Origin of the sequence: Cytobacillus sp. IB215316 (assembly GCF_033963865.1) — a bacterium.
Taxonomy (GTDB): Bacteria; Bacillota; Bacilli; order Bacillales; family SM2101; genus Nanhaiella; species Nanhaiella sioensis.
In genome coordinates this window covers 1-23,110 of sequence record NZ_JAXBMC010000002.1, presented here as the reverse complement: position 1 = coordinate 23,110, position 23,110 = coordinate 1, and the positions used below count along the sequence as shown (strand labels likewise).

Annotated in this window: 22 protein-coding genes; 12 read left to right on the top strand and 10 right to left on the bottom strand. The window is 31.9% G+C overall.

The window, feature by feature from the left end:
- Positions 1–116: 116 nt before the first annotated feature.
- Together SLH48_RS04490 and SLH48_RS04485 are read left to right on the top strand one after the other, a co-directional pair.
- Entirely contained in the window at positions 117–1,505 is a 1,389-nt protein-coding gene (locus SLH48_RS04490; RefSeq protein WP_413785391.1) for a lyase family protein, read from the top strand.
- Positions 1,506–1,882: 377 nt separating this feature from the next.
- On the top strand, positions 1,883–3,091 hold the full coding sequence (locus SLH48_RS04485) for a hypothetical protein (RefSeq protein WP_320257172.1): 1,209 nt from the start codon (positions 1,883–1,885) through the stop codon (positions 3,089–3,091).
- 137 nt (positions 3,092–3,228) lie between these two features.
- On the opposite strand, the gene SLH48_RS04480 is transcribed toward SLH48_RS04485, so the two are convergent.
- The 3 genes from SLH48_RS04480 to SLH48_RS04470 all read right to left on the bottom strand — a co-directional run bounded on the left by SLH48_RS04480 (position 3,229) and on the right by SLH48_RS04470 (position 6,611).
- On the bottom strand, positions 3,229–4,476 hold the full coding sequence (locus tag SLH48_RS04480; RefSeq protein WP_320257171.1) for a glutamate-5-semialdehyde dehydrogenase: 1,248 nt from the start codon (positions 4,474–4,476) through the stop codon (positions 3,229–3,231).
- Between the two features lie 93 nt (positions 4,477–4,569).
- On the bottom strand, positions 4,570–5,667 hold the full coding sequence (gene proB, locus SLH48_RS04475; RefSeq protein ID WP_320257170.1) for a glutamate 5-kinase: 1,098 nt from the start codon (positions 5,665–5,667) through the stop codon (positions 4,570–4,572).
- Between the two features lie 743 nt (positions 5,668–6,410).
- Positions 6,411–6,611 carry a hypothetical protein gene (locus SLH48_RS04470; RefSeq protein ID WP_214481807.1) on the bottom strand — a complete coding sequence of 67 codons (201 nt, stop codon included), beginning with the start codon at positions 6,609–6,611 and terminating at the stop codon, positions 6,411–6,413.
- A 485-nt stretch (positions 6,612–7,096) separates the two neighbouring features.
- Here SLH48_RS04470 and cspD point away from each other — a divergent pair, with 485 nt between their 5' ends.
- Positions 7,097–7,297 carry a cold-shock protein CspD gene (gene cspD / locus SLH48_RS04465; RefSeq protein ID WP_214481806.1) on the top strand — a complete coding sequence of 67 codons (201 nt, stop codon included), beginning with the start codon at positions 7,097–7,099 and terminating at the stop codon, positions 7,295–7,297.
- A gap of 430 nt (positions 7,298–7,727) precedes the next feature.
- Positions 7,728–8,036: a hypothetical protein gene (locus tag SLH48_RS04460; protein ID WP_214481805.1), complete on the top strand. Its 309-nt coding sequence runs from the start codon at positions 7,728–7,730 to the stop codon at positions 8,034–8,036.
- Between the two features lie 207 nt (positions 8,037–8,243).
- On the opposite strand, the gene yjcZ is transcribed toward SLH48_RS04460, so the two are convergent.
- Positions 8,244–8,348 carry a sporulation protein YjcZ gene (gene yjcZ / locus SLH48_RS04455; protein ID WP_214481804.1) on the bottom strand — a complete coding sequence of 35 codons (105 nt, stop codon included), beginning with the start codon at positions 8,346–8,348 and terminating at the stop codon, positions 8,244–8,246.
- 516 nt (positions 8,349–8,864) lie between these two features.
- On the opposite strand from yjcZ, the gene SLH48_RS04450 reads away from it, so the two are divergent.
- Positions 8,865–9,428, top strand: a complete 564-nt coding sequence (locus SLH48_RS04450; protein ID WP_214481803.1) for a DNA-3-methyladenine glycosylase I — start codon at positions 8,865–8,867, stop codon at positions 9,426–9,428.
- Between the two features lie 183 nt (positions 9,429–9,611).
- On the opposite strand, the gene SLH48_RS04445 is transcribed toward SLH48_RS04450, so the two are convergent.
- A complete protein-coding gene (locus tag SLH48_RS04445; protein WP_320257169.1) occupies positions 9,612–9,737 on the bottom strand; it encodes a YjcZ family sporulation protein in 126 nt (41 codons plus the stop codon).
- Between the two features lie 591 nt (positions 9,738–10,328).
- Between SLH48_RS04445 and SLH48_RS04440 the strand changes: the two genes are divergently transcribed.
- From SLH48_RS04440 to SLH48_RS04420, 5 genes are all read left to right on the top strand, one after another.
- Positions 10,329–11,516, top strand: a complete 1,188-nt coding sequence (locus SLH48_RS04440; RefSeq protein WP_320257168.1) for a D-alanyl-D-alanine carboxypeptidase family protein — start codon at positions 10,329–10,331, stop codon at positions 11,514–11,516.
- A 93-nt stretch (positions 11,517–11,609) separates the two neighbouring features.
- On the top strand, positions 11,610–12,242 hold the full coding sequence (locus SLH48_RS04435) for an ATP-binding cassette domain-containing protein (RefSeq protein ID WP_320257572.1): 633 nt from the start codon (positions 11,610–11,612) through the stop codon (positions 12,240–12,242).
- A 90-nt stretch (positions 12,243–12,332) separates the two neighbouring features.
- Complete coding sequence (locus SLH48_RS04430; protein ID WP_214481801.1) at positions 12,333–13,109, top strand: ABC transporter permease; 777 nt, start codon at positions 12,333–12,335, stop codon at positions 13,107–13,109.
- 651 nt (positions 13,110–13,760) lie between these two features.
- Positions 13,761–14,534: a tyrosine-protein phosphatase gene (locus tag SLH48_RS04425; RefSeq protein WP_320257167.1), complete on the top strand. Its 774-nt coding sequence runs from the start codon at positions 13,761–13,763 to the stop codon at positions 14,532–14,534.
- A 249-nt stretch (positions 14,535–14,783) separates the two neighbouring features.
- A complete protein-coding gene (locus SLH48_RS04420) occupies positions 14,784–15,704 on the top strand; it encodes an NAD-dependent epimerase/dehydratase family protein (RefSeq protein ID WP_320257166.1) in 921 nt (306 codons plus the stop codon).
- A 566-nt stretch (positions 15,705–16,270) separates the two neighbouring features.
- On the opposite strand, the gene SLH48_RS04415 is transcribed toward SLH48_RS04420, so the two are convergent.
- Positions 16,271–16,690, bottom strand: coding sequence for a hypothetical protein (locus SLH48_RS04415; RefSeq protein WP_214481798.1), 420 nt, complete (start codon positions 16,688–16,690; stop codon positions 16,271–16,273).
- 312 nt (positions 16,691–17,002) lie between these two features.
- Here SLH48_RS04415 and SLH48_RS04410 point away from each other — a divergent pair, with 312 nt between their 5' ends.
- Positions 17,003–17,434: a GNAT family N-acetyltransferase gene (locus SLH48_RS04410; RefSeq protein WP_320257165.1), complete on the top strand. Its 432-nt coding sequence runs from the start codon at positions 17,003–17,005 to the stop codon at positions 17,432–17,434.
- Positions 17,435–17,859: 425 nt separating this feature from the next.
- Here SLH48_RS04410 and SLH48_RS04405 read toward each other — a convergent pair whose 3' ends face one another.
- Positions 17,860–18,234 (bottom strand): hypothetical protein, encoded by a 375-nt coding sequence (locus tag SLH48_RS04405; RefSeq protein WP_320257164.1) that lies wholly within the window; start codon positions 18,232–18,234, stop codon positions 17,860–17,862.
- Positions 18,235–18,583: 349 nt separating this feature from the next.
- Here SLH48_RS04405 and SLH48_RS04400 point away from each other — a divergent pair, with 349 nt between their 5' ends.
- Complete coding sequence (locus SLH48_RS04400; protein WP_320257163.1) at positions 18,584–19,651, top strand: GerAB/ArcD/ProY family transporter; 1,068 nt, start codon at positions 18,584–18,586, stop codon at positions 19,649–19,651.
- A 650-nt stretch (positions 19,652–20,301) separates the two neighbouring features.
- Here the strand turns inward: SLH48_RS04400 and SLH48_RS04395 are convergent.
- The 3 genes from SLH48_RS04395 to SLH48_RS04385 form a co-directional block, all read right to left on the bottom strand.
- Positions 20,302–21,024: a CAP domain-containing protein gene (locus SLH48_RS04395; RefSeq protein ID WP_320257162.1), complete on the bottom strand. Its 723-nt coding sequence runs from the start codon at positions 21,022–21,024 to the stop codon at positions 20,302–20,304.
- Between the two features lie 465 nt (positions 21,025–21,489).
- Positions 21,490–22,563: a nitric oxide synthase oxygenase gene (locus SLH48_RS04390; RefSeq protein WP_320257571.1), complete on the bottom strand. Its 1,074-nt coding sequence runs from the start codon at positions 22,561–22,563 to the stop codon at positions 21,490–21,492.
- 393 nt (positions 22,564–22,956) lie between these two features.
- Positions 22,957–23,110, bottom strand: a 154-nt coding sequence (locus SLH48_RS04385) for a CAP domain-containing protein (RefSeq protein WP_320257570.1), incomplete at its 5' end; no start/stop codon positions are given.

Below are 23,110 nucleotides of genomic sequence, written 5' to 3'. Positions count from 1 at the left end.
GCTGAAAAATCGGGGTTTTTCAGCTTTTTTAATTGGCATATTTTTTGCAAATAGTATAATTGATTAAATTTATAGAAAAAGAGAAAGTTGTAACCGTAATGAAGGGGGAAATAATTATGATGGCAATAGGCCAAAGGAGCGAAACAGATTTTCTAGGTACGAAGGGTATTCCAGAAGCTGCATATTACGGATTACAGACGTTGAGGGCAATAGAGATGTTTCCGATCACAGGATATCGGGTACATACTTCATTAATAAAAGGAATCGCTATAGTTAAAAAAGCTACAGCTCTAGCTAATGTTAAAATTGGCGTATTAGATAAACAGATAGGACAAGCTATAGTTCAAGCTACAGATGAGATTATTATTGGTAAGTTGCATGATCAATTCATCGTAGACCCAATACAACCTGGTGCTTGTGCTTCACTTAATATGAACGCTAATGAAGTCATTGCTAATCGAGCGCTTGAAATTATCGGAAGAGAAAAAGGTGATTATTCATTTATTAGCCCAAATACCCATGTAAACATGTCTCAATCAACGGGTGATGTGTTTCCTACTTCGTTTCGATTAGCTACACTTGATATGATAGATCAACTAATAACAACGATGAGAAATATGGAGCAAGTTATAATACAAATTGTAAATAAATTTGAACAATTATTTCACTTTAGTGACACACACCTACATGATGTTTTCCCCATACGTTTAGGACTAGAATTTGAGAACTACCAAAACATGATCCAGCACGATATTATAAGAATTACTAACTCAAAAGATCAATTATTTAAGATTCATATCGGGACAAAATCCATAGGAACAAGGCTAAAAGAAGTAAGTATTTTTAGCGATCTAGTTGTTGACAATATATCACAAATTAGTGGATTTCAACTGAAAAAGACCGAACAGATCCTTGATGCGAATGAACATACAGTTGTATATTCTGATGTGATTGAAGCTTTAAAAAATAACATGATAAATATATCTAAAATATGTAACGACCTAAGGTTAATGTCGGTTGGATCAAACGCTGGCCTATATAGAAAATCTTTGTCTGCTACATCTGAAATGTCAGGACAAATCAACCCCGTTATAAGCGAAATAATCAATCATATTACTAACCATGTTGTTGGCAATGATCTGAATATTGGAATGTCAACTGAAACAGGAAAATATGGTTTGCATGTGATGGAGCCTGTATTAGTTTTTAATTTGATTCAATCAATCAATATGATGAGGAATGGATTTAATGTTTTTACAAATTATTGTTTAAAAAGAGTTGAAGCTGATGAAATGAAAATAATGAAGAATATCGAAAGGAATGTTCCAAGCCTAACTGCACTAACACCATATTTAGGTCATGAAAAAACATCACAAATTGCTAGGCAGGCTATTTTAACTGGCAAATGTGTGAGAGCTGTTTGTTTAAAGTTAGATGTATTAACAGAAGAACAATTGGATCATATTCTTGATCCTATGAAACTGAAAAATCCAGGAGTTGTTTAAATTTAATGGGTAAGGGGGGGCTGTAAAAGAGTTACAACCAATTAACCTACAGGTGAGACTTTCAATTAGCAGGTCCGATTTAGTATACTAAATCAAAAAATGATTCTTAAGACGGACACATTATTATTCGCTGAATGATAATACCGTTATTTTTCAATTGTATAATATTGCTTTGTGATACAATGGTATTAACAATCAGATGTGCTGTGTGTCATATGATTCATAGTTTACTCATAACTTATAAATTATATATACAAAAATCATCTATAGAAGACTATGACAATTGTAAGTGAATTTTTCTTACGGTTTTTAGATTAATACAATAGTATACAGTGGACCTAAGAAAATTAAGGGTTGATGTTTGTAGGAGGGGAAACGTGGTACATAACATTGAAAAGATATGTCAGGAAATTATAGCATTAGATTTTACAAAATATTGGCCCAATTTTAAAAAGGTTGCTTTTGCATTATATGATGAAAAAAATGTGTATCTCTGCAATCACCCAAAGTTTATGCCTCAAAACTCAGCATTTTGTCAATTAGAGCGAAGCGATCAATTTGTTGCAGACGCATTAATAATATATGAGGAACGCCCAACTGCTATAGTCAATTTAGAACAACATCATGACTATGTAAGTATATTTTCTTTATTAGTTCACGAATTATTTCATGGATATCAATTTCTAAAAGATGAGAAGAGATTTCCAAATGAGTTTGTAGGAATAACTTATCCTATATGTAATGAAAATGTGGAGTTGCGAAGTCAAGAGAGGAAATATTTGTATCATGCAGTAATGGCAGACACCTTGAGAGAACAGAAACAAAATATTAATATGTTTTTACGTTTCAGGAAAAAACGAGAAGACTTAATAGATGAGTTTCTTGTGTATGAAGCACTTATTGAATCAGTAGAGGGTCCAGCATGGTACGTGGAATTAAAGGCATATATGGATAAAAGCCCTCTATCAAATGATGATGTATTAAAGAAATTTGGTGAACAGCTTTTAGATAATAAAGACTCTATGATGAATATTAGAAGGAGCTGCTATAGTTCGGGATTGTTTATATGCTTGCTATTAGATCAAATCACAATGTCGTGGAAGGAAAACTTTTTTGAAACGAATAAATCTTTATATGAGTACCTTTTGCAATATGTCGAACATAAAGAGATAGCTGCTCATGTTGAGGAAGTAACAATTAGTCAAGAAACGAGAAAAATTACTAATGCTGTATCGGAACAAAAGAAAAGTGAGTTCAATGCAATAATTCATAAGGAAGGTTACCATCTTTACATAGAAGGTAATATTATGATTAGTAATATGGATCCAATGAATATTATCCATATCGACAATATGATATTAGATAAAAATTTTTTACGGATAATCATTAACAATAATGACTATGTTATTAAACAACCAGTTCTTCGTTATTTTGAAGGTGATATAAGCAATATTACTAAAATACATTTTGTGCTATCCTCGAAACCGATTACTAATAAGAACTCAATAACGATAGAAGGTGTCGGAGAGATAAAAGGTGAGTTTGTTGAAGAAAAAGGTGTAGGTTACTTACAAGTATGTAATTAGTAAATTTAAAATTAGTAAAAAAACTCACTTGACACTATTATTTGTCAAATGAGTTTTTAGTTTGGGTGTTAATAATTTTAGCTATTATTGTATAAACCTATCAAATTAAGAAAAAGAGGGGGACATGATTAATAGCTTTATTTTTTTGTTTGACCATTACCATAAATTCGATATTTAGTTGATGTTAATGCTTCTAATCCCATAGGTCCTCGAACGTGCAATTTTTGTGTGCTAATCCCAATTTCTGCTCCAAAACCAAATTCAAAACCGTCTGTAAATCTAGTAGATGCATTATGATAAACAGCTGCAGCATCTACAGCATGTAAGAACAACTCAGCATGTTGACTATTTTCTGTTACTATACATTCAGAATGATGTGTTCCATATGTTTTGATATGGATTAATGCTTCTTCAATATGCTCAACAATTTTTATATTTAGTGTGTAATCATTGTATTCTGTGTTGTAATCATCTTCTGTTGCGTCATTAATCCATGGGACGATTTGTTTTGCTTTTGCACAACCTTTTAAATGAACTTTTTCTTCACGATATAAGTTTGCAAGCGAAGGAAAATGAGTTTCTGCAAATTGTTTATGAAGTAAAAGTGTTTCCATAGCGTTACATACTGATGGACGTTGAACTTTTGCGTTTAAGGCAATGTTTGTTGCCATAGTAGGATTGGCTTCTTTATCAATATACGTATGACAAATCCCCGCACCTGTTTCAATAACTGGTACAGTGGCATTTTGTATTACGTTTTGAATAAGAGAAGCACCTCCTCTAGGAATCACGACATCTACTAAGCCATTTAATATTAACATTTCATTAACAGAAGATCGGTCTGGATTTGATATTAGTTGGATAACATCCTTCGGTATATCCGTTTTATCAAGTACATCATGCATGATTTCTACGATACGTATGTTAGAAGATAGGGCCGATGTCCCGCCTCGTAATATGACTGCATTTCCACTTTTTAAACATAGACCAGCTGCATCTACTGTAACATTAGGGCGTGCCTCATAAATCATGCCAATTAAACCTATTGGGACTGTGACTTTATTTATACATAGACCATTAGTTGGTTGAAATTCATCTATTGTTTTTCCTATAGGGTCTTTAAGATCCACGATTTGTCTTAAGCCGTCTGCTATCGCTGTAATTCGATCAGTGCTTAATGCTAACCTATCTTGTAGAGACTTACTTAAACCGTTTTGTTTACCGTTCATTAGATCTATTTTATTTGCTTCAATAATAGACTTCTCATTGTGGACAAGTGCATCTGCTATCGCAGTTAATGCCTTGTTTTTCTGTTCAGTTGTGATGCTAGCCAGTTGATGAGAAGCTTCTTTTGCAAGATAAGCTTTCTTTTTCACTTCACTCATAATTTAGACCACCTCGTCATTTATTTGTTTTTGTTTATATTGGGAAAGAAGAACAAACAAAGTAAGGGTATAGGGTCTGCGCTAGTAGGGGTTTTACAGCGTAACCCATTCATCCCGATGTATGACCTCTATACGTTGTACGTCTATTCTATTCTTTACTTCTTCTGTTGAAAGTCCGACTACCGCTTTCAACTGCCAAGATGCATAGTTTACAACCCCACGTCCGATGACATGTTCATTTTCATTTATTACTTCTACAACATGCCCGGGATCGAAATCACCTTCGACTGTAGTCACTCCAGCTGGCAGAAGACTTTTACCACAAGAAGATAGCGCATGTTCTGCTCCATTATCAACAGTAATAGTGCCATGTGACATGGAGTGAAAGCCAACCCATTGTTTTTTCATAGGAAGATTATTCAAGTGTGTATGAAAATATGTTCCCTTGCCATTACCGTTTACAGCTTTCGTCATATCTAAATAATCACAGGCTCTTCCGACAAACACCAACACTCCTCCGCGCATTGCGATTCTTGCAGCTTCAATTTTTGAACGCATACCTCCAGTACCAACTGATGAACCAGCGTCACCTGCATTATTAAACATATCTTCAGTAATTTCTTCAACAACATCAATTTTCTTTGCATTACCATCCTTACGTGGATCTGCGGTATATAATCCATCGGTGTCTGTAAATATGAGTAACTGATTTGCTTTTACTAAGTTGGCAACAAGAGCAGATAAAGTATCATTATCACCAAAATTTAATTCCTCTACAGAAACTGTATCGTTTTCATTGATTATTGGAATGGTTTTTTGCCGTAAAAGCTCCTCAATTGCCATCGATGCATTATGCATTTGTTTACGATTTGTAAAGTTCGCACGTGTTAGTAATATTTGTGCTGTGGTACAGTTGTGTTTAGAAAATACATCATTGTATGCTTGCATTAACAATGCTTGGCCTACAGCAGCAGCAGCTTGTTTTTCGAATAATTGTTTTGGTCGATTCTTATATCCGATTTGTTTAAACCCAGCAGCAACTCCACCGGAAGTAACTAATATTATTTTATAACCAGACTTATAAAGCTCGAACATTTCATTAGCAAAATACGCTATTTTTTGCTTGCTTAGTTCTCCATCAGCTGTTGTAAGAGAGCTACTACCAATCTTAACTACAATTCTTTGTTGCATTCCGTTCACACCCTTATGAGTATATACATATTAATTAAGCTTAATGGTATAGATATTCAATATATTCATTGATAAGTCTTATATTTCGCAATTAATTTTAATTATTATACAGCATATATGCATATAAATAAAAGTAATATTTAATATTTTCAGAGATTTTATTATTGTCTATTTTCTACATGGTTTTGTTAGTTTTTTTACATAGTAACTAGATAAATATAACTAATGGAGGGGTTTAACGAAGTGAGGGTGTGGCATAGAAGACATGAGTGCAGTCCTAAAACAGCTTGAAATCAAATATGTAATTTGGTAAAGGTGCTTTGTGATGTAAATAGACGCTGTTATTACTTATTGATTATTATTATGTGGCAATAAACGCATATAAAACTTTATTATCAATTGATGACTTCTACATAAGGGTGAATTTTGTTGTGTAAAATGGAGTAAATATAACAATACAATTTACAAACAGAGGATAAATGATGTGAGTTACAATGAATGCGTAGCCAGTGTACATATTGAAAATGGCTGTATTCGCACGGATTGTTGCTTTTCGTATAAAAACATAAGCACGTATACATCTAGCGTTCGTGGCATCTTTTAGGGTTGGACAGAATCCCATCTTACTGGTTATTGTTAAATAGCAACAATGTGTACGAAAAGAGCGTAAATTTGTTGTAAGTGGTGTTGATCATATTTAATCAGGTGGAGGATGCTAACCACCTGATTATGACATAAAAGAATCATTTGTTAATACGCTTTTTAATAAAATTCAGTTTAGACACTGACATTAGTAAAAAATAAATAAAAGCAACGGCAAATACATATGCAATTTGATTTTGCATGCTAGCGAAAAATAAAGCTCCCATGAGACTAGCGAAGGCTAATAAGGCATTTATATTACCAGAGCTTAATTGAGATTTTTTAGTTTCTTCAGCTTTCATGATGACCACCTACCTCTAAATTTTATGTTATGTTAAACTATGTTTTCGTATTGTTGATCGATGGGAATTCAATGAGTAGGAGTTTCAACCTGATCTCACATTAGATAACATAAACTCGTACTTCTGTTAATGATTATACACAAAAAAACGGTTAATAATATAATTTCACAATAATTTCAAAATATCATCTTTCATAAAAGAGAGATATTGAAGTTAGTCAATATGTAGCTATAGTGAGGTAGCTTTGAAAAATGGTTAAACCAGCATAGTTGCTAAAGGTAGCTTTAATATAATGTTTTTAATAAAATGATTTTGAATTATTTTTTTAAATGTATTTGCATTTTTTGCTTCTTATTGGTACTATTAATTAGAATTATTTTTGTTCGTATGTAAGGATAGAACGAGTGTTAAACTTTTCATCTGAATATCATTAAGAGCAAGAATAGTAATACAATGTGGGAAACATCCACACAGGAGGAAGTATAATGGTACAAGGTAAAGTTAAATGGTTTAACTCAGAAAAAGGTTTTGGATTTATCGAAGTTGAAGGTGGAGACGATGTATTCGTACATTACTCAGCTATTTCAGGTGACGGATTCAAAACTTTAGAAGAAGGTCAAGAAGTATCATTTGAAATTGAAGAAGGTAGCCGTGGACCACAAGCTACAAACGTTCAAAAATTCTAATTCATACTTTTGAAAAGAGACTCATCTTGAGTCTCTTTTTTTATCAATTCACTTTTCTTATACTTTCTTATTATTATTATCATTAATATAAATTATAACAGCAAGGTGTTGTAAGATATGACCTGATCGAAGGTCCCACGAACGAAAGTTGCATTTTAGATAATTGCTTCATTATAAAAAGGGTGACTAAGAAGAGGCTTGTTCGAAATTTCTATATGTAAATATTAAAGAGTATGTCACAATAGAAATGTTTCCCAGCTTTATTCATAAGTCACCCTCAAATAAAAACAGGTAAGTAAAAAGGTTTAATTGATTATAACATAGTTTTTTCATAATCAAAAATATAATTATTTTTTATTTATTTGAGGCAAATGATTCATTTCGATATTCCAAACCAAAATGAAATGAATAAACAGAAAGGATGAATTGAATGGAGAAGATTTATTTTGATTTTTGGTACTTAAAATCTGAAGAGGTAGAACTAGATGGTTCCGATACAGCTCGAATTAGTTACGAAATTGCAATTGGTGTATTTGCTGATCCCGATTACAATCATTTATTAGATGATATTAGAATTACTGGTTTAGATAAAGATCAAATGTTAATGTTTAAGATTGACAAACCGGAAGAATTATTCTCTAAATTAGAACAAGAGGGGTTACAGAGTGTTGTTGCAGATATCAAGGCTACCGGTTCATATACAGTTATGGGTAGTATTGAGGTAAACATTAATGAGTAAATAGTTTAAACTCATTATTTTTACGCATGCAAAGAGTGGTGAAAACACCACTCTTATTGGAATCCAATATGTTGAGGAGTGTATAGGTTGTCGATTACAGGAATTCGCAACCAATTATCTTTATGATAGTGAAATTTTAGCATCCTACTATTTGCTGTGTAACGTTAGTTTAGCTTTTTTCTCTTTCTTATAGAAGCTCTTTATTTTTTAATAAAATCCTGTACATACACAACCTACAATAATTAACAGAACAAAAATGACTATGACAAAAGCAAACATTGAGCCAAATCCAGAACCATAACCATCCACCATAACTTTTCCTCCTTTCCGGAATATACTATAACCTATGTTAGAATGGGTGATTTGCGTGTACGAATGTCCATAATTAAATCGTCTATTTTCTGAAACTCTTGTCGTAAATAAGGTAATTATTATTACTTAATTAAAGTCTCTAGGTGGAATGTTGTACAAATTTTAAATGAAGGGGTTACACTGACTGCTGTTAATGTTTATTAAGAAAATTGATAATGAAAACAACAGCCTAGGTGAAAATGCAATTCATATAGGGATTATCATGTAAATATAAGTTAATCAGTTAAGTTTTTTTAAATGATGGAATAGTTGTACCTAAAATATATACTGATTCTGAATATGAGCCGTTAAAAAAGTATGTTGTTATCGAGGATTTCCTTATGTTTATTTTCCGACTTTCCTATATACATATCTTGAAACAACTATGAAAAATACAAGTAATCATAGCTATAATAGCACTACAATAATAGTTCTAGCGATAGTAGTTTTTTAAATGTATTGAGAGGAGTTTGCTATATGACTGTTAAACGTTGCGAATGGGTAAATGATGACCCTTTATATATACATTACCATGATAAGGAGTGGGGTGTACCTGTTTATGATGGCCGTCTTTTGTTTGAGTACATTTTGTTGGAAGGAGCACAAGCGGGATTAAGTTGGTACACCATTTTAAAAAAGAGAGAGAACTATCGCAAAGCATTTGATGGGTTTGATCCTGAGTTAATAGCTAAGTATGATGAAGAAAAGATTCAAAGCTTATTAAATAATAAAGGGATAGTTCGGAATAAGTTAAAAATACGAGCTGCTGTTACAAATGCACAAAGCTATTTAAGGGTGGTAGAAGAGGTCGGCTCTTTCTCTAATTATATTTGGTCATTCGTTGATGGAAAGCCTATCCAAAATCACTTTCAATCTATTGAAGAAGTACCGGTTTCAACTCCAATTAGCGATGCACTTAGCAAGGATTTAAAAAAGCGAGGTTTTAAATTTGTTGGAACAACAATTTGTTATGCTTTTATGCAAGCTGTTGGTATGGTAAATGATCACGTAGTAGATTGCGTATGCAATCAATCGTCATAATTTCAAAGCTAACATCCATTAAGTAATGGGAACAAATTACAAATTTTCGTTCATTGGTATGTAAGTGATTTCCAAGGCAAGATTGCATTGCTTTAAAGAATATCAAATAGAGAGCATGAAATAAAAGCAGATAATTGGACGCTTTATATTTAATGCTCTTTTGTTATATTCGAAGAAGATGAATTAACAAACGACCCTTGCTACAGTAAAAAGTACGATAATTAATAGAATAAACAACACAACAATTACAGCGAATGAACTATTAGATGATGGACCGTAACCATAACTAGGTGACACACCGTAACACATGATATTTTCTACCTCCTTTCAAGTTGTATATATAAATACTTAAAATTGTACCCGTCTAGTACACAACATTACAATTACATAAGACGATAATTAATAGGATGAATAATACGATAACTAAGATTGGAATGAAGCTAGTAGTATGACTCATTTCTTAAAACCTCCTATCAAGTGAATAATATTGTTTAAGACAGTTTTCCCATTGTTTGTTGCTTTTCGTTATATAAGCACGTAAACAACTCTTTTTCTTATATAATTATTGAGCTTTCACAAAACGCACCATACTGTCCAAGTTTTAGTAAACATAGCAACAACGTATAAGAAAAGAATCTTTGTTTAAGATAAAAAAAGTAAGAACGTGGTAATAGAGATAGATGAAAGGTAAGGTTGGTGGTAGTAATAATATATGAATTCGTACTTGCTTTGCTTGTACGAATACATTGGTAATAGAATACATTTTTATAGCAGTTTTCCGGTTATATTGATATGAACACTTAGATATAGGGCTTTGTAACGCCCTGAAATGTAAAAGAATTTATGTTATCATAGTTTAGTGAGTCTATTAGTTTAGATACAACATATGTGGAGGCAACTATGATAAAGAAACTAGTGAAATTGTGTATAATAGTTACATTTATGTGCTCCATTCAAATAAATAATTATATTGCTTATGCATCAGATGAATCGATCTTCAACATTAATAGTGAAGCGGCATTTTTACTAGATGGAAGCACTGGGGATGTATTATATAGTAAAAATGGCGATCAATTAATGTATCCAGCAAGTCTAACCAAAATATTAACGGCTATTATTGCTATAGAAGAAGGAAATTTAAAGGATCAAGTTACAGTAAGTGAAAATGCCAGGAATGTTGATGGTACACGAGTTTATCTAGAGGTAGGTGAACAAGTTACCTTACTTAAATTAATTCAAGGTTTATTAATTAATTCGGGTAATGATGCTGGTGTAGCTATTGCTGAATACTTTGATGGCAGCGAAGAAAAATTCGCTGAACGAATGAACAAATTTAGTAAAGAAAAAATAAATGTTCAACATTCACAGTTCCAGAACCCACACGGTTTATTTGATCCTGAACACTATACAACAGCCTCAGATATGGCTGAAATTACTAAATACGCGATGCAAAATGATACGTTTCGTGAAATATTTGGTACAGTGGAATTAGACTGGAAGGGCACGGGCTGGGAAACGACTCTATATACACATAACGAACTATTAAGATGGTATGACGGCGTTACTGGTGGCAAAACAGGGTATGTTGATGAATCAGGTCATACATTAATTACCTCTGCAACTAAAGGAAACTTAAACTTAATAGCAGTTGTTTTAAAAGCATCTTCTAAAAATTTAGCCTATGATGATACGACTACACTTTTTGATTATGGCTTTGAGAATTTTATAAAGAATGTGATTCCAAAAAACAAACAATTTCTTGACGAGCAAAATAATGAATATATCCTTTCTGAAGATGTGACCTATACTAAAAAAAGTAACGAAGATGTTTCATTATCGACCGATGAGCAAGGAGTTCTAAGCATTTTAGGAGAACAAAATAGAATAATAAATACGTATCAGTTGGAAAGCGTTGATATGAATGAGAAAAAGAAAGATGGAGAACAAACAGAGACTGCTGAAAACGAGGAAGGTAGTTTGTTGATAACTTCATCTATGTTTGTGATTCCATTGTTTGTTTTTTTTATCATGTTTTCGGTTTATAGAAAAAGGAAAAAGAATGTTTCTTATTATAAAGAGGTAAACTAGTTATTATATTCCTTATATAGGGATGCTGAAGGTTACAATGCCGAAGAAGGTATTGTAACTTTTTTAATATTATTTGGAGGCAGGGACATTGTGATGTTTCAATTAGAAAATGTTACTTATAAGAACATATTACAACTAAAATTATTGCAAATTCAAGCTGGCAGTGTAACAAGTATTATAGGGAAAAGTGGATCAGGAAAATCTACTTTATTAAAGTTGCTAAACAATATGATATCAAGTGATAGTGGCGTAATTTATTATAATGATAAATCTATAGAAGAGATAGAGCCAGTTGAATTAAGACGTCAAGTAGTAACTTTAACACAATATCCTGCCATTTTTGAAGGAACTGTTAAAGACAATTTGCTTTTAGGACTTAAGTTATCAGAGAAGAATTATACAACAGTGAATGATGAAGTCTTATCAAGAACGTTAGCAATGTTTAACTTACAAACTAAGTTGGGTGTAGATGCGAATAAATTGTCAGGGGGAGAACAGCAGCGTCTTGCCTTTGCACGAATAACGCTTATGAAAGCGCCTGTGTACCTATTAGATGAGCCCACATCTTCTCTTGATGAAGAAACAGAGGATTTGGTTATGGATCGGTTTATTTCTCGTGCAAAAGCAGAGAAAACAACTGTTGTCATGGTAACACATTCTATGAAAGTCGCGGAGACATACTCAGATTTTATAATAAACATGGAAGATGTTAATGCTTATAAATGATACATTTAATGAGTATATGACAAAAAAGTAATTTTCTTATCTTCTCAAAACATATAGCAAATACCAACAGTGATATAGGATGTGAAAGCCATGAATACGATTGAAGATATTTCACTAATTCAACTATTAAGCGCATATATATTTATTATTATTTTATTATTTATCGTAAAACGGAAGGGCATAAGTAGAGAACGAGAAATCTTAATTGCTTCTATACGCATGACTTTCCAATTAATATTAGTTGGGTACATACTTACTTATGTATTTAAACACTCTAACCCTTGGTTAACTATTATTATAATATTACTTATGGAATTATTTGCTGTTTATAATATTTTCAAAAGGTCAAAAGAGACTATTTCATCAGAGCTAAAATGGTATATAACGATCTCGTTATTTATCGGAACAATAGCCACGATATTGTATTTCGACTTTGTCGTTATCAATTTTATGCCTTGGTATGATCCTAGATATTTTATTCCTATTTCAGGCATGATCATTGGCAATGCAATGACTGGTATTAACTTGGGAGTGAATACGTTAATAGAAGGAATGAAAAGTAAACGACATTTGGTCGAATCTGCCCTTATGCTCGGGGCAACGCCAAAAGAAGCTTCTAAAGCCATAGTTAATCAAGCATTTGATGCAGCTATCCTACCAACGATAAATAGTATGGTTGGTATGGGAATTGTTTTTTTACCAGGAATGATGACAGGAGTTATCCTATCAGGAGCTGATCCTTTAGTTTCAATAAAATACCAAATTGCTATCGTTTTAGGCATTACTGGAAGTGTATCATTATCAGTTTTCTTATTTATCCAGTTCGGCTACAAAACATTCTTTACTAATCGAGCCCAATTAAAATAATATTAAAGAGACGGTCCCTCATCATAGTAGTACGTTCATGTGATGGGGGACTTATGATGTATTTGTGTTTATAATCATATACGAAGTTTTGTTTTTAATTTCACAGTACTTGATTTTTAAGAATTGTAATCTCGGCTTCTAGATAAAATTGTGAACCTTACATAAAAATGAGCATAACAATATATACACGAGAAAATCTTGGTGTTTGTCAATGTGATGAGTGAGGTAATTACTGAATTAAAATCAACTTTAATATTGGAGAAAATCCTAAAAGGAAAAAGTATAGGTTTGATTTTTATTGAGCTTGTAAAAAATCAAAAATTAAGGCTATATAATATTTTTCATCGCATATAATCGTAAAGTCCAATATTGCGTTTCTTTACGAAACAAATAGATACTGTTTTAGTAGAAGGAATGAAGCTTGGACAAACAGGTCCAGAAGTATGTCCTAAGGTCTTATAAAGCCATATATGCAAAGGTGTAAAATGAGTTTTGAATCTTATATTTAAAGAGTGATAAAAACGCAAATTGGCTTAAGAATAAATGGCAATGTAGTAATAATGAGCTATTGTTGTGCGTATATTGTTAAATCAATATTCCCATAACGTTGAAATAGAGCAATTAATATAAAAAATGGAGGGAGAGGAAGGGATGATTGTCGATATCCATAACCACATTTTATATGGATTAGACGATGGGGCTACAACATTAAAGGATACAATTGATATGGCAAAGAAAGCTATTCAATTTGGAATAAGCCATGTTGTTGCTACGCCTCATCACGATTTAAAAAAATACTATAATCCTCCAATAAAAATATATGAAAAAATAGACGAAGTTAATAGACTATTAAAATCTGAAAATATGCCGTTAACGGTATGCCCTGGTATGGAAATTGGCTTATATGAAGATATCATTAAAGATCTAGAGAGTAATAAGCTCATCTATTTGAATGATTCACATAAATACTTGTTAATTGAATTACCAAATGAATATATACCTCGTTACACTGAAGAAATATTTGAAAAATTAAAATTTATGGGATACGTACCGATCATTGCTCATGTTGAAAGGAATGCTGAAATTCGAAGACACCCAACTAAACTATTGCATTTAATTAACCAAGGTGCATTAGCGCAAGTTACAGCTGCTAGTGTAATTGGCTTATTGGGACATAGATTACAGAAAGTAACATTATCATTAATTAAGCAAAACCTTGTTCATTTCATAGCATCAGATGCACACAATACAAATACTCGATCTTTTGATTTAGTATGTGCATACACGTTTCTTGACAAAAAATTATCAATACATTATTCGAACTACTTCAAGGAAAATGCTCTTCATATTATTAAAGGAACACCTATTATAACGGCTGTCAAATTACAAAAAAGAAAGAAATTATTATTTAATTTAATACGGTAAATTCAGCTTCTCATAACGTACACAAATAGGATTGTTGTTTAAAGACTCTTTTTGCATTCATTGTGAATTCGAATAAAGATATATATGTAAAAAATTGAGCTCGTAGCATGTTTTACAAAAATTGAGTTTTTACACTCATCAAATTATTGGTTAAAAAAGGATGTTTTCGTCTGGATTTTTATTTTTAGTATGAAAAAGGTTATTTAAAGGAGAGCAATTCAAGCTATTTATATGAAAGGGGGTAGGATTTTGAAAGTTTTAGTCACCGGGGGAGCAGGATTTATTGGTTCACATATTGTAGAAAGACTTGTGCGAGAGAATTATGAAGTTACTGTAGTAGATAATATGTCAAATGGGGCAAGGGAGAATATTCTTGGACATGTATGTCTTCATCAAGTTGATATTACAAGCTCTGATCTTGAAGATGTATTTTCAGAAGAGAAACCGACATTCGTTATTCATCAAGCGGCACAAGCATCTGTCCCTTATTCTATGGAAAATCCGTTGGACGACAGCAAAATGAACATAAAAGGTACAATTAATTTACTGCAATGCTGTATCAAATTTAATGTAAAAAAAATCATTTTTGCGTCAACAGCTGCGGTATATGGTAAACCTCATACGATTCCTGTGGATGAAAGTCACGTGCTCAGTCCAAAATCGTTTTATGGTGTGTCGAAGTTATCTGCAGAAATGTACATTCAGTTATACGAAAGTATGTATGGCCTCAAATATTGTATTTTAAGATATGCTAATGTCTATGGGCCAAGGCAAGGAATGAAAGGTGAAGCTGGCGTTATTTCTATCTTCTTAAACAAAGTCCTTGAAAATGAGTCGATTGAAGTTTTTGGTAATGGTGATCAAACGAGAGACTTTATTCATGTTAAAGATGTCGCAAACGCAAGTTATCTTGCACTAAGCGGTGGTGATAATCAAATAATGAATATTAGTACAGGGAGCCAAACGTCAATTAACGAACTAATAGATTTGTTGTCAAAGGCTACGAATAGAGTAATTAAACCTGTGTATGTGACAGCAAGAGAAGGTGATATTAATAAGAGCTATTTAAGTAATAGTAAAGCACAAAAAATGTTAAATTGGTACCCAAATTTCCAACTGGAACAAGGAATTAATAATACTTTAAAATACCTGAATAAGGTAGGAGAATAATAGATTTGTAAAATAGATAAACAAATGGAAAGTCAAAAAGATAACACCAAATGGATACGTATCCAGATTAGTGATTTGAAGTTACTTTATTTGGTACTAACATTGTTATAAATATTAATTGTTAGATAAGTAAACTCTTCGTTTTTTGTCTTTTAAACCGCGTTTTATATAATCGATCTTCAAATTTATTGTTTTTCTGACTATGCTTATGCATTTTATCACAGTAAAACACTCTTTTCGTAGGCTTAATGGTATTTTATTTAAAAATGGACAAAATGAAGAGTTCTATAAACTTAATAACTGTAAAAATAGAAAAGTACTATCTTGGAACGTATAGCAACAATCAATGATAAAACAGCCTAGTAAAACTGTTGCATTGATTTAAATCTGATTTATCATTAAAATTAACAATATAGATTATGAAAACATCCTTTTTATTTGTAGAGAGTTAGTAGCACTTATATATCATTATTCACTTTGAGTTACAAAACAAATTTGCATACAGGGAAAGAATGATGATCATAACAGAATGTATACTTTGGAAGTTATAATATGTAGGTGGCGTTTTAATTAGCGTTAACTGGGGTTAATAATTTTATGTAGATTTTTAATACTTCAATTAGTTCTTCATTTTCATCTATTATTTGGAATGTAGAGTATTTAAATGTACCTTTTAACAACGTATCATTTCTTCTGATTTCAATATCTTGATTGTTTTTTAATAATGTAAGAAAACCAGCAGTATCCCTTCTTAAATAGCTGATAATTAGATCTCCTGAATCGATATCGACAATTTGTATTTCGATATGATCATTATCATCATTTTCTAATACTACAATATTACTATCACAATATCCCTCATTCGTTTGGGGAATAATGGAGTGTAACTTATAACCAGCTTGCTCCTCTTCATATAAAATTGACTCTAATTCAACAAGGTTTTCCCGTTCTAATTGACCAGAGATTTGATAAACTTTGTAATCCATATACATACCTCCTACATTATCATTGAATGTACAATTCAACAAACAAAGAAAAGTTCCTGTTAAATTTTAAAAAAATTCTATTTTAACTGACCCCTTACCTTTAAACCCATTGGTTAGACCAATCAATCATTGCTTCCCCATATCATACCAACACATATTTAAATCTACTAAATATCCTAAGACACGTTTAAATTAGGTAATCTTACATGCCAATGTGTTACCAAATTTTGATTGTATATGTGAACATTGAATTACAAATAAAACCATATCGTTTACAATAAACATAATTAAATCTAAAAGGTGTGAACGAAAATGGGAATTATATTAGCAACAGAAAAGGATGTAGAATGGATTAATAACCAGTATAAGTTAGCAGGATTTGTTCCAAGTGATTTGAAAAACGAAATAGTTGCAATTGTAACTTACAATGGAAAAAAAGCAGGTGTAGGACGCTTAGTTCAAATTGATAAGGATAACCTGGAAATGGGAGGTATTTATATTCTTCCAGCTTACAGAGGGCATAAATTAGCACAAAAGCTAGTATCTTTTTTAGTTCAACAAGCAAGAAAAGCAGATGCTCCTAATGTTTATTGTATACCCTTTGAAAATCTTGGAAACTTTTATAAAAAATATGGATTTAAAAAAGTTGATCTTCAAGAAGATGAAATTCATGAAACGATTATTGCTAAATATAACTGGTGCTTACAGGAATACGATAAAAATGTGTTGTTGTTTAGATTATAACTGAATAAGGTCAATACGTTTATGAAAATAAGTAAGAGATATTGCATAAGAGGAGTATACTAATGGAGGTTCTGTAATTAATCTCATTTCTAAATATTACTATCGTTTTCATTCAATTAAACAAGCTGGAGAACACAAGCTGAAATGGGCAGAGGGAGAATCATAGAATTTTAACAAGAGGTTTATTTAGAACACCATTAAGAGAATAGCTTGAGTAGTGGCTATATTTTTGTGTATACACGATTATATGTAATAAAAAATCAAGAGAAGAGAGAATAAAATATATTACAATGACATGATGTTATGAAAATAGGCCTATCGCTTGAATAGAGTAGGGCGATTTATGTGATTATTTACTTGTATGAAAAGTAATACGTTAATGCATCTGCAATTATAGTTAAGAGTGACGAGTGACTCCTTCTCCATTATCTTAGATAGATCAGACGATACATGTGACAACCGAGAGGTGGTTGATCACAGACTGTATTGTTTGGAGTTAATGTGTATAATTGTTGATCTCTTTCGTCTACAAGATTGTAACTACATAAAGTTGTAGTAGTATGACCTGTAATTCGCTCTACAACATAATTTACATTAACTACTTCACCACTCCCGACAGAAGCTTGTATGTCTACCATTGTGTCCACTTTTGCAATCATATCTATATCTGTGACATGAACCATATCTGTAGTTAAAACGATAGGCATAAAGGGAGTTCCAGTCTCTAACAATGTGAAAGGAGTATTTTCACACTTACAGAATATTTTGTTGTCTTTCCCTTGGCAATGACTATTTGTCATTACATCACTCCTTTCTGAATTAAAAAAATATCTGCTAACTAGTTAATGAGTGATTACTTAGATGTGAAACTGATAATTGTCTAGGGATCGAAATTTTATTATTAGGCTAATGATGATTATTGAGGTTACTAAAAGCTCCATTTTATAATCAATTGTTGAACGGAGTGGTTTGGGACAATGTAATGTATACCATTTAATATGGGAAGAAGGAAAGTTTGTGTGTAAAGCATATTAATAATATTCTTCTATTACGTAAAAGTCATTGTATTTTTATAATAATAAAATACTGGAATTAGTAAAAAATATTAATATTACTATTATTGGATTACCTTACTAATAGGAGAAGCATATGCAAGAAAAACTACAACCTCATCAAATATTTGCTCTTATTTATATGTGTCAAATCAGTGTAGGTATATTTAGTTTACCCCGCATAACAGCTGAAGCATTTGGAACAAATGGGTGGCTTGGAATTGGATTAGTGTCCGTATTTTTTGTTGTACATATACTTCTTATCGGCTTAGTCTTTAGTTTTGGAAAGGGACGTACAATTTTTAATATTATGGATGTACTACCGAAGTTCCTTTTATGTCCACTTTATATTTGTGTTGCATTGCTTTATGGTGCCCTTGGAATATTGATCGCCAAAAATTTCCAATTAATACTCAGTATGCTTTATTACCCGAACATGTCTATTTTATTTGTTGTCTTAATGGCTATATTAACATATTGGCTTGTTCGTAGAGGAATTTATCATATCGCTAAAGCAACAGTTGTATTTTTTTCAACGATATTAATCGCGCTCCTATTAGGGTTTCATATACCAGAATTTTCGTTCACAAGATTAACTCCATTTTTGTTTGAAGGGGAAAAGGAAGTATTAATGAAAGGGAACCAAGTAGGCTTACACTTTCTAGGTGTTGAGATTGCTTTACTTTTTATACCTTATATTTCGAAACTGAGTACTGCTGTGAGACCTATATTATTTGCTCATCTCTTACTCACATTTATTTATCTAGCTACTTGTTTTATATCGTTTGGATTTTTTAGTTTTGAGCAATTAGTAAATGATGTATACCCTGTTATAACACTGCTTGAATATGTTGAATTTCCAATTGTCGAAAGAGTTGAAGGTTTTGTTGTTAACTTATTCATGTTTGAAGTCCTAGTTACCATTGTCTTATTTTTTTGGGGAGCAGACCAATTTTTACAGCAAGCTTTACCAAAAATTTCACCACGCTTATCAATACTATGTTTATTATTCATTTCTTCTTTAATCACAGCGTTTATAAATACAAGGAGTGAATTAGAGCTATGGATATACTGGCTCCGATCAGGTGAACTATTAATAGCAATGCTGTTACCCATTTTTTTGTTAATTCTTCTAGGAGTACACCATTTATATAGAAACAAGTGAATGTAGGAGTACGAGTATTTATTAGTTGTTTTCGTAATAATTATTGCTTTTCATGAATGATATAAGCACGTACAACTAACATCAGTTGCATCTTTTCTTCTTCTCTTTAGCTTTTGTAAAAATCATCAAAAATCCATTGTTAATAAAAATTACAACATAGTTTACAATGGGTTATTACCAAGAAAAAACAGCTCTCATGTAGAGCTGTTTAGTAAAAAGTGTAATGGATGTGTCTTGATTTTTAAAAAAGAGTGACTAATATTCAATGATCATAATTTAAGTCCAAAAAAATAGTCCTCTTCACCCTGTGAGAGAAAGGACTAAAATGAAAAAGAGAAAAATTGTTTCACCACTTAGTAAGTATTATGAACTATAAATATGTCAGCAGTGTGCTGAAAGTGTGACAATTTTGTGACATTTTACTGACGAATAAATATCCTATAAATTAACATGTTATCCATTTATTTTATTTATATAAGTACGATATTTTTAAAACTTTTTTCAATCTAATTCGTTTAATTAAGTGAGTAGGAAATATGATAAACATTATTTACAATGTTGCAGATAAAAAAAGTTAGTATTTCTATAAATTCTAGCTATAGAAATACTAACCGTAATTACACTACGTAATAATTAAATTGAATGGCTATTTATTTACCGATAAACATTTGAGTCCAGTAATTTCCTTGCTCAACATATCCTACACCAATGTGAGTAAAACTTGAGTTAAGGATGTTTTTACGATGACCTTCACTGTTCATCCAAGCATTTACAACTTCCTGTGGTGTTTTTTGACCGTATGCAATGTTTTCTCCAGCTGACTTATAAGTTATACCGAATTTCTTCATCATATCAAACGGAGAACCATATGTTGGACTATTATGATCAAAATATTTGTTAGACTGCATATCAGCAGACTTAGTACGAGCAACTTTACTTAGACTCTCGTCTATTTTTAATGCAGTAAGTCCGCTTTTAGCACGTTCTGCATTTGTTAATTCAACTACTTGAAGCTCAAATTGACTTAATGCTGAAGATTCCTGTTGTGGTTGTTCTTCCTGTGGCTTTTCAGGCTGTGTTGGTGCACTTGTCGGTGGTTGAACAACAGGAGCTTCTTCTATAGGTGTATTATTCGATTGTTCTTCAGTAGATGGTTGAGTTGGGATGTCAAGCTTAATATTGTACTGTTCGCTCAATTGTTGTAATAATTGTTGAATCATTTCATTTATTGTTTCTTGTGGGATCTGTGAATGTACTTCATACTTTATAATTGGTTTTATTGTGGTTTGATTACTTTCTGCTGAACTCATCCCTGGTGAAGCAAATAATAGAGTAATAGCAGTTGCGGTAGATAGTAATATTCCTTTTTTCATAGTGTTTATTCCTCCTCGGTGTTTAAGAAAATTGTATCTAGTTTTATTTCTCTCTTACATCAACTATATCATGCAATTTTTGTAATAATTAAGGGAGAACATGCCAGTGACATATATAAGGAAGTTCTAATCGTTTTAATTCGATGAAAACGATGATTACTTAAGTGAATATAAGACATTTCCAAATAAATCCATCAAGATTTATCTTGCTATTAAAATCCATCAAAGATAAATATTACATTTAATTGACGGTTGACATATTTTCTATTACTAACTTTTAAGACAATTTCATTACAAATTGTTAACAAGCACTGTTATATGTTTGTAATATTATAAATAGGATTAAGGTAAAATTTAACAAAGAGGTTAGGTGAGGGGGTGCTGAACTTCTTGTTGAACATTAGAAAATCGTAACTCTATATACATGTTCGATGTACTGTTAATGAGTTACGATTTAAATACTAATTATAAATTAAGATTTTCCTGTTTAAAGAAGTTAGGCGTTATAAGTGCATTATTATATTCTTTGTGAAAAATGTGAGTTGTTGCAGGGGATACAGGTGGGATTAGCCATGTCCAATCCCCAGTAACTTGTCTCCCGCAAGCTCGTTCTTTTTGTTCAAACATCTTAAATTGTTGACTTGCAGTATGATGATCAACAATACTAACGCCATCACGTTTATAAGAGTGTAACACAGCTGTATTTAATTCAATAAGTGCTCTGTCCTTCCAAAGATTAGCTTGCTTTGTCGTATCAAGTTCCATTAAAGATGCTAACTTGGGAAGTAAATTATATCTGAGTTCATCTGCGAGGTTTCTTGCTCCAATTTCTGTTCCCATGTACCACCCGTTAAATGGAGCAGCTGTGTATTGTATACCTCCAATTTCTAATTTCATATCAGCGATAATTGGAACAGCATACCATTTAATATTTAAATCTTTAAACCAAGGATATTCTGGATGTTCTAAATGTACTTCAATGACTTTTTCTTTAGGGATATGAAAAAACTTAGGTATGTTATTATTTATTTGTATGACAATCGGTAATAAATCAAAGTGTGTACCTTCACCTTTCCACCCAAGCTGTTGGCATTGTTTAGTGAAGGGGATGGAGCTTGGGTCTCCGATTACACCATTGTCCGTTTCATAGCCAGCGTAACGAATTAATTGATGGTTCCAGATCCTTATTTGCTCGTCTTTCTTCATTGGGTTAAAAATGGTTATGGTGGATCTAATATTGCCGTTGTTTGAAGCATAATCAATATGTTTAAACAATGCATCACTTATATCTTCTTCAGTTGTGAGGTGACGAAAATCAAAAACTTTTAGGCTGTCCCAAAAGAGTCTGCCAATACATCGATTACTATTGCGCCAGGCTACCTTAGCCCCATATTCTAACTCATCAAACGTGTGCGAGTAAGTGCCATGTTCAGTAATTTCTTCTTTTATGCACGTTATTCGATCATTCACTTCTCGTTCTGTTTTTTTTAATTCCGTGTAACATTCTTTAATAAATTTCTGTGCTTCTTGAAGTAACAAGTTGTTCAATGAATAGTCCTCCAGTTTTTCTACTTCACCGAAAGTGTAATAGAAATTAAGTTAAACTTCAAGCTATACATGCATATTAGCTGATAATGAGTTGGGGATGAGAATGTTAAGAGTATTTTCTGGTTAAGGTGAAAGTTTGAAGAATGCGATTGTAGGGGTTTACTTAAAGTTAATTTCCGCATTGATTATTGTTATTCTTTCCAAAATTTAATTACGGATTGTATTAAAACTTGTAACATCTTGTACCTTATAACTTTAACAATTATAAATACCTTGTTTGCCATCTAAAATAAATAAATAGCAACAAAGTGTATCATAAGAATAAAAAAGCCACCAATCTTCAAACTGTTCATTTGATTGGTGACTTTAAAGTTATAATTCTAGTTATTTACTAATAAACATTTGAGTCCAATAGTTACCTTGTTCAACGTAACCAACACCAATATGAGTGAAGCTAGAGTTTAAAATGTTTTTACGATGACCTTCACTATTCATCCAAGCATTCACAACTTCTTGAGGTGTTTTTTGACCGTAAGCA

Coding starts and splice junctions, on each gene's coding strand:
- SLH48_RS04490 (WP_413785391.1), top strand. CDS start 117: ATGATGGCAATAGGCCAAAGGAGCGAAACAGATTTTCTAGGTACGAAG.
- SLH48_RS04480 (WP_320257171.1), bottom strand. CDS start 4,476: ATGAGTGAAGTGAAAAAGAAAGCTTATCTTGCAAAAGAAGCTTCTCAT.
- proB (WP_320257170.1), bottom strand. CDS start 5,667: ATGCAACAAAGAATTGTAGTTAAGATTGGTAGTAGCTCTCTTACAACA.
- SLH48_RS04470 (WP_214481807.1), bottom strand. CDS start 6,611: ATGAAAGCTGAAGAAACTAAAAAATCTCAATTAAGCTCTGGTAATATA.
- cspD (WP_214481806.1), top strand. CDS start 7,097: ATGGTACAAGGTAAAGTTAAATGGTTTAACTCAGAAAAAGGTTTTGGA.
- SLH48_RS04460 (WP_214481805.1), top strand. CDS start 7,728: ATGGAGAAGATTTATTTTGATTTTTGGTACTTAAAATCTGAAGAGGTA.
- yjcZ (WP_214481804.1), bottom strand. CDS start 8,348: ATGGTGGATGGTTATGGTTCTGGATTTGGCTCAATGTTTGCTTTTGTC.
- SLH48_RS04450 (WP_214481803.1), top strand. CDS start 8,865: ATGACTGTTAAACGTTGCGAATGGGTAAATGATGACCCTTTATATATA.
- SLH48_RS04445 (WP_320257169.1), bottom strand. CDS start 9,737: ATGTGTTACGGTGTGTCACCTAGTTATGGTTACGGTCCATCATCTAAT.
- SLH48_RS04440 (WP_320257168.1), top strand. CDS start 10,329: ATGATAAAGAAACTAGTGAAATTGTGTATAATAGTTACATTTATGTGC.
- SLH48_RS04435 (WP_320257572.1), top strand. CDS start 11,610: ATGTTTCAATTAGAAAATGTTACTTATAAGAACATATTACAACTAAAA.
- SLH48_RS04430 (WP_214481801.1), top strand. CDS start 12,333: ATGAATACGATTGAAGATATTTCACTAATTCAACTATTAAGCGCATAT.
- SLH48_RS04425 (WP_320257167.1), top strand. CDS start 13,761: ATGATTGTCGATATCCATAACCACATTTTATATGGATTAGACGATGGG.
- SLH48_RS04415 (WP_214481798.1), bottom strand. CDS start 16,690: ATGGATTACAAAGTTTATCAAATCTCTGGTCAATTAGAACGGGAAAAC.
- SLH48_RS04410 (WP_320257165.1), top strand. CDS start 17,003: ATGGGAATTATATTAGCAACAGAAAAGGATGTAGAATGGATTAATAAC.
- SLH48_RS04405 (WP_320257164.1), bottom strand. CDS start 18,234: ATGACAAATAGTCATTGCCAAGGGAAAGACAACAAAATATTCTGTAAG.
- SLH48_RS04400 (WP_320257163.1), top strand. CDS start 18,584: ATGCAAGAAAAACTACAACCTCATCAAATATTTGCTCTTATTTATATG.
- SLH48_RS04395 (WP_320257162.1), bottom strand. CDS start 21,024: ATGAAAAAAGGAATATTACTATCTACCGCAACTGCTATTACTCTATTA.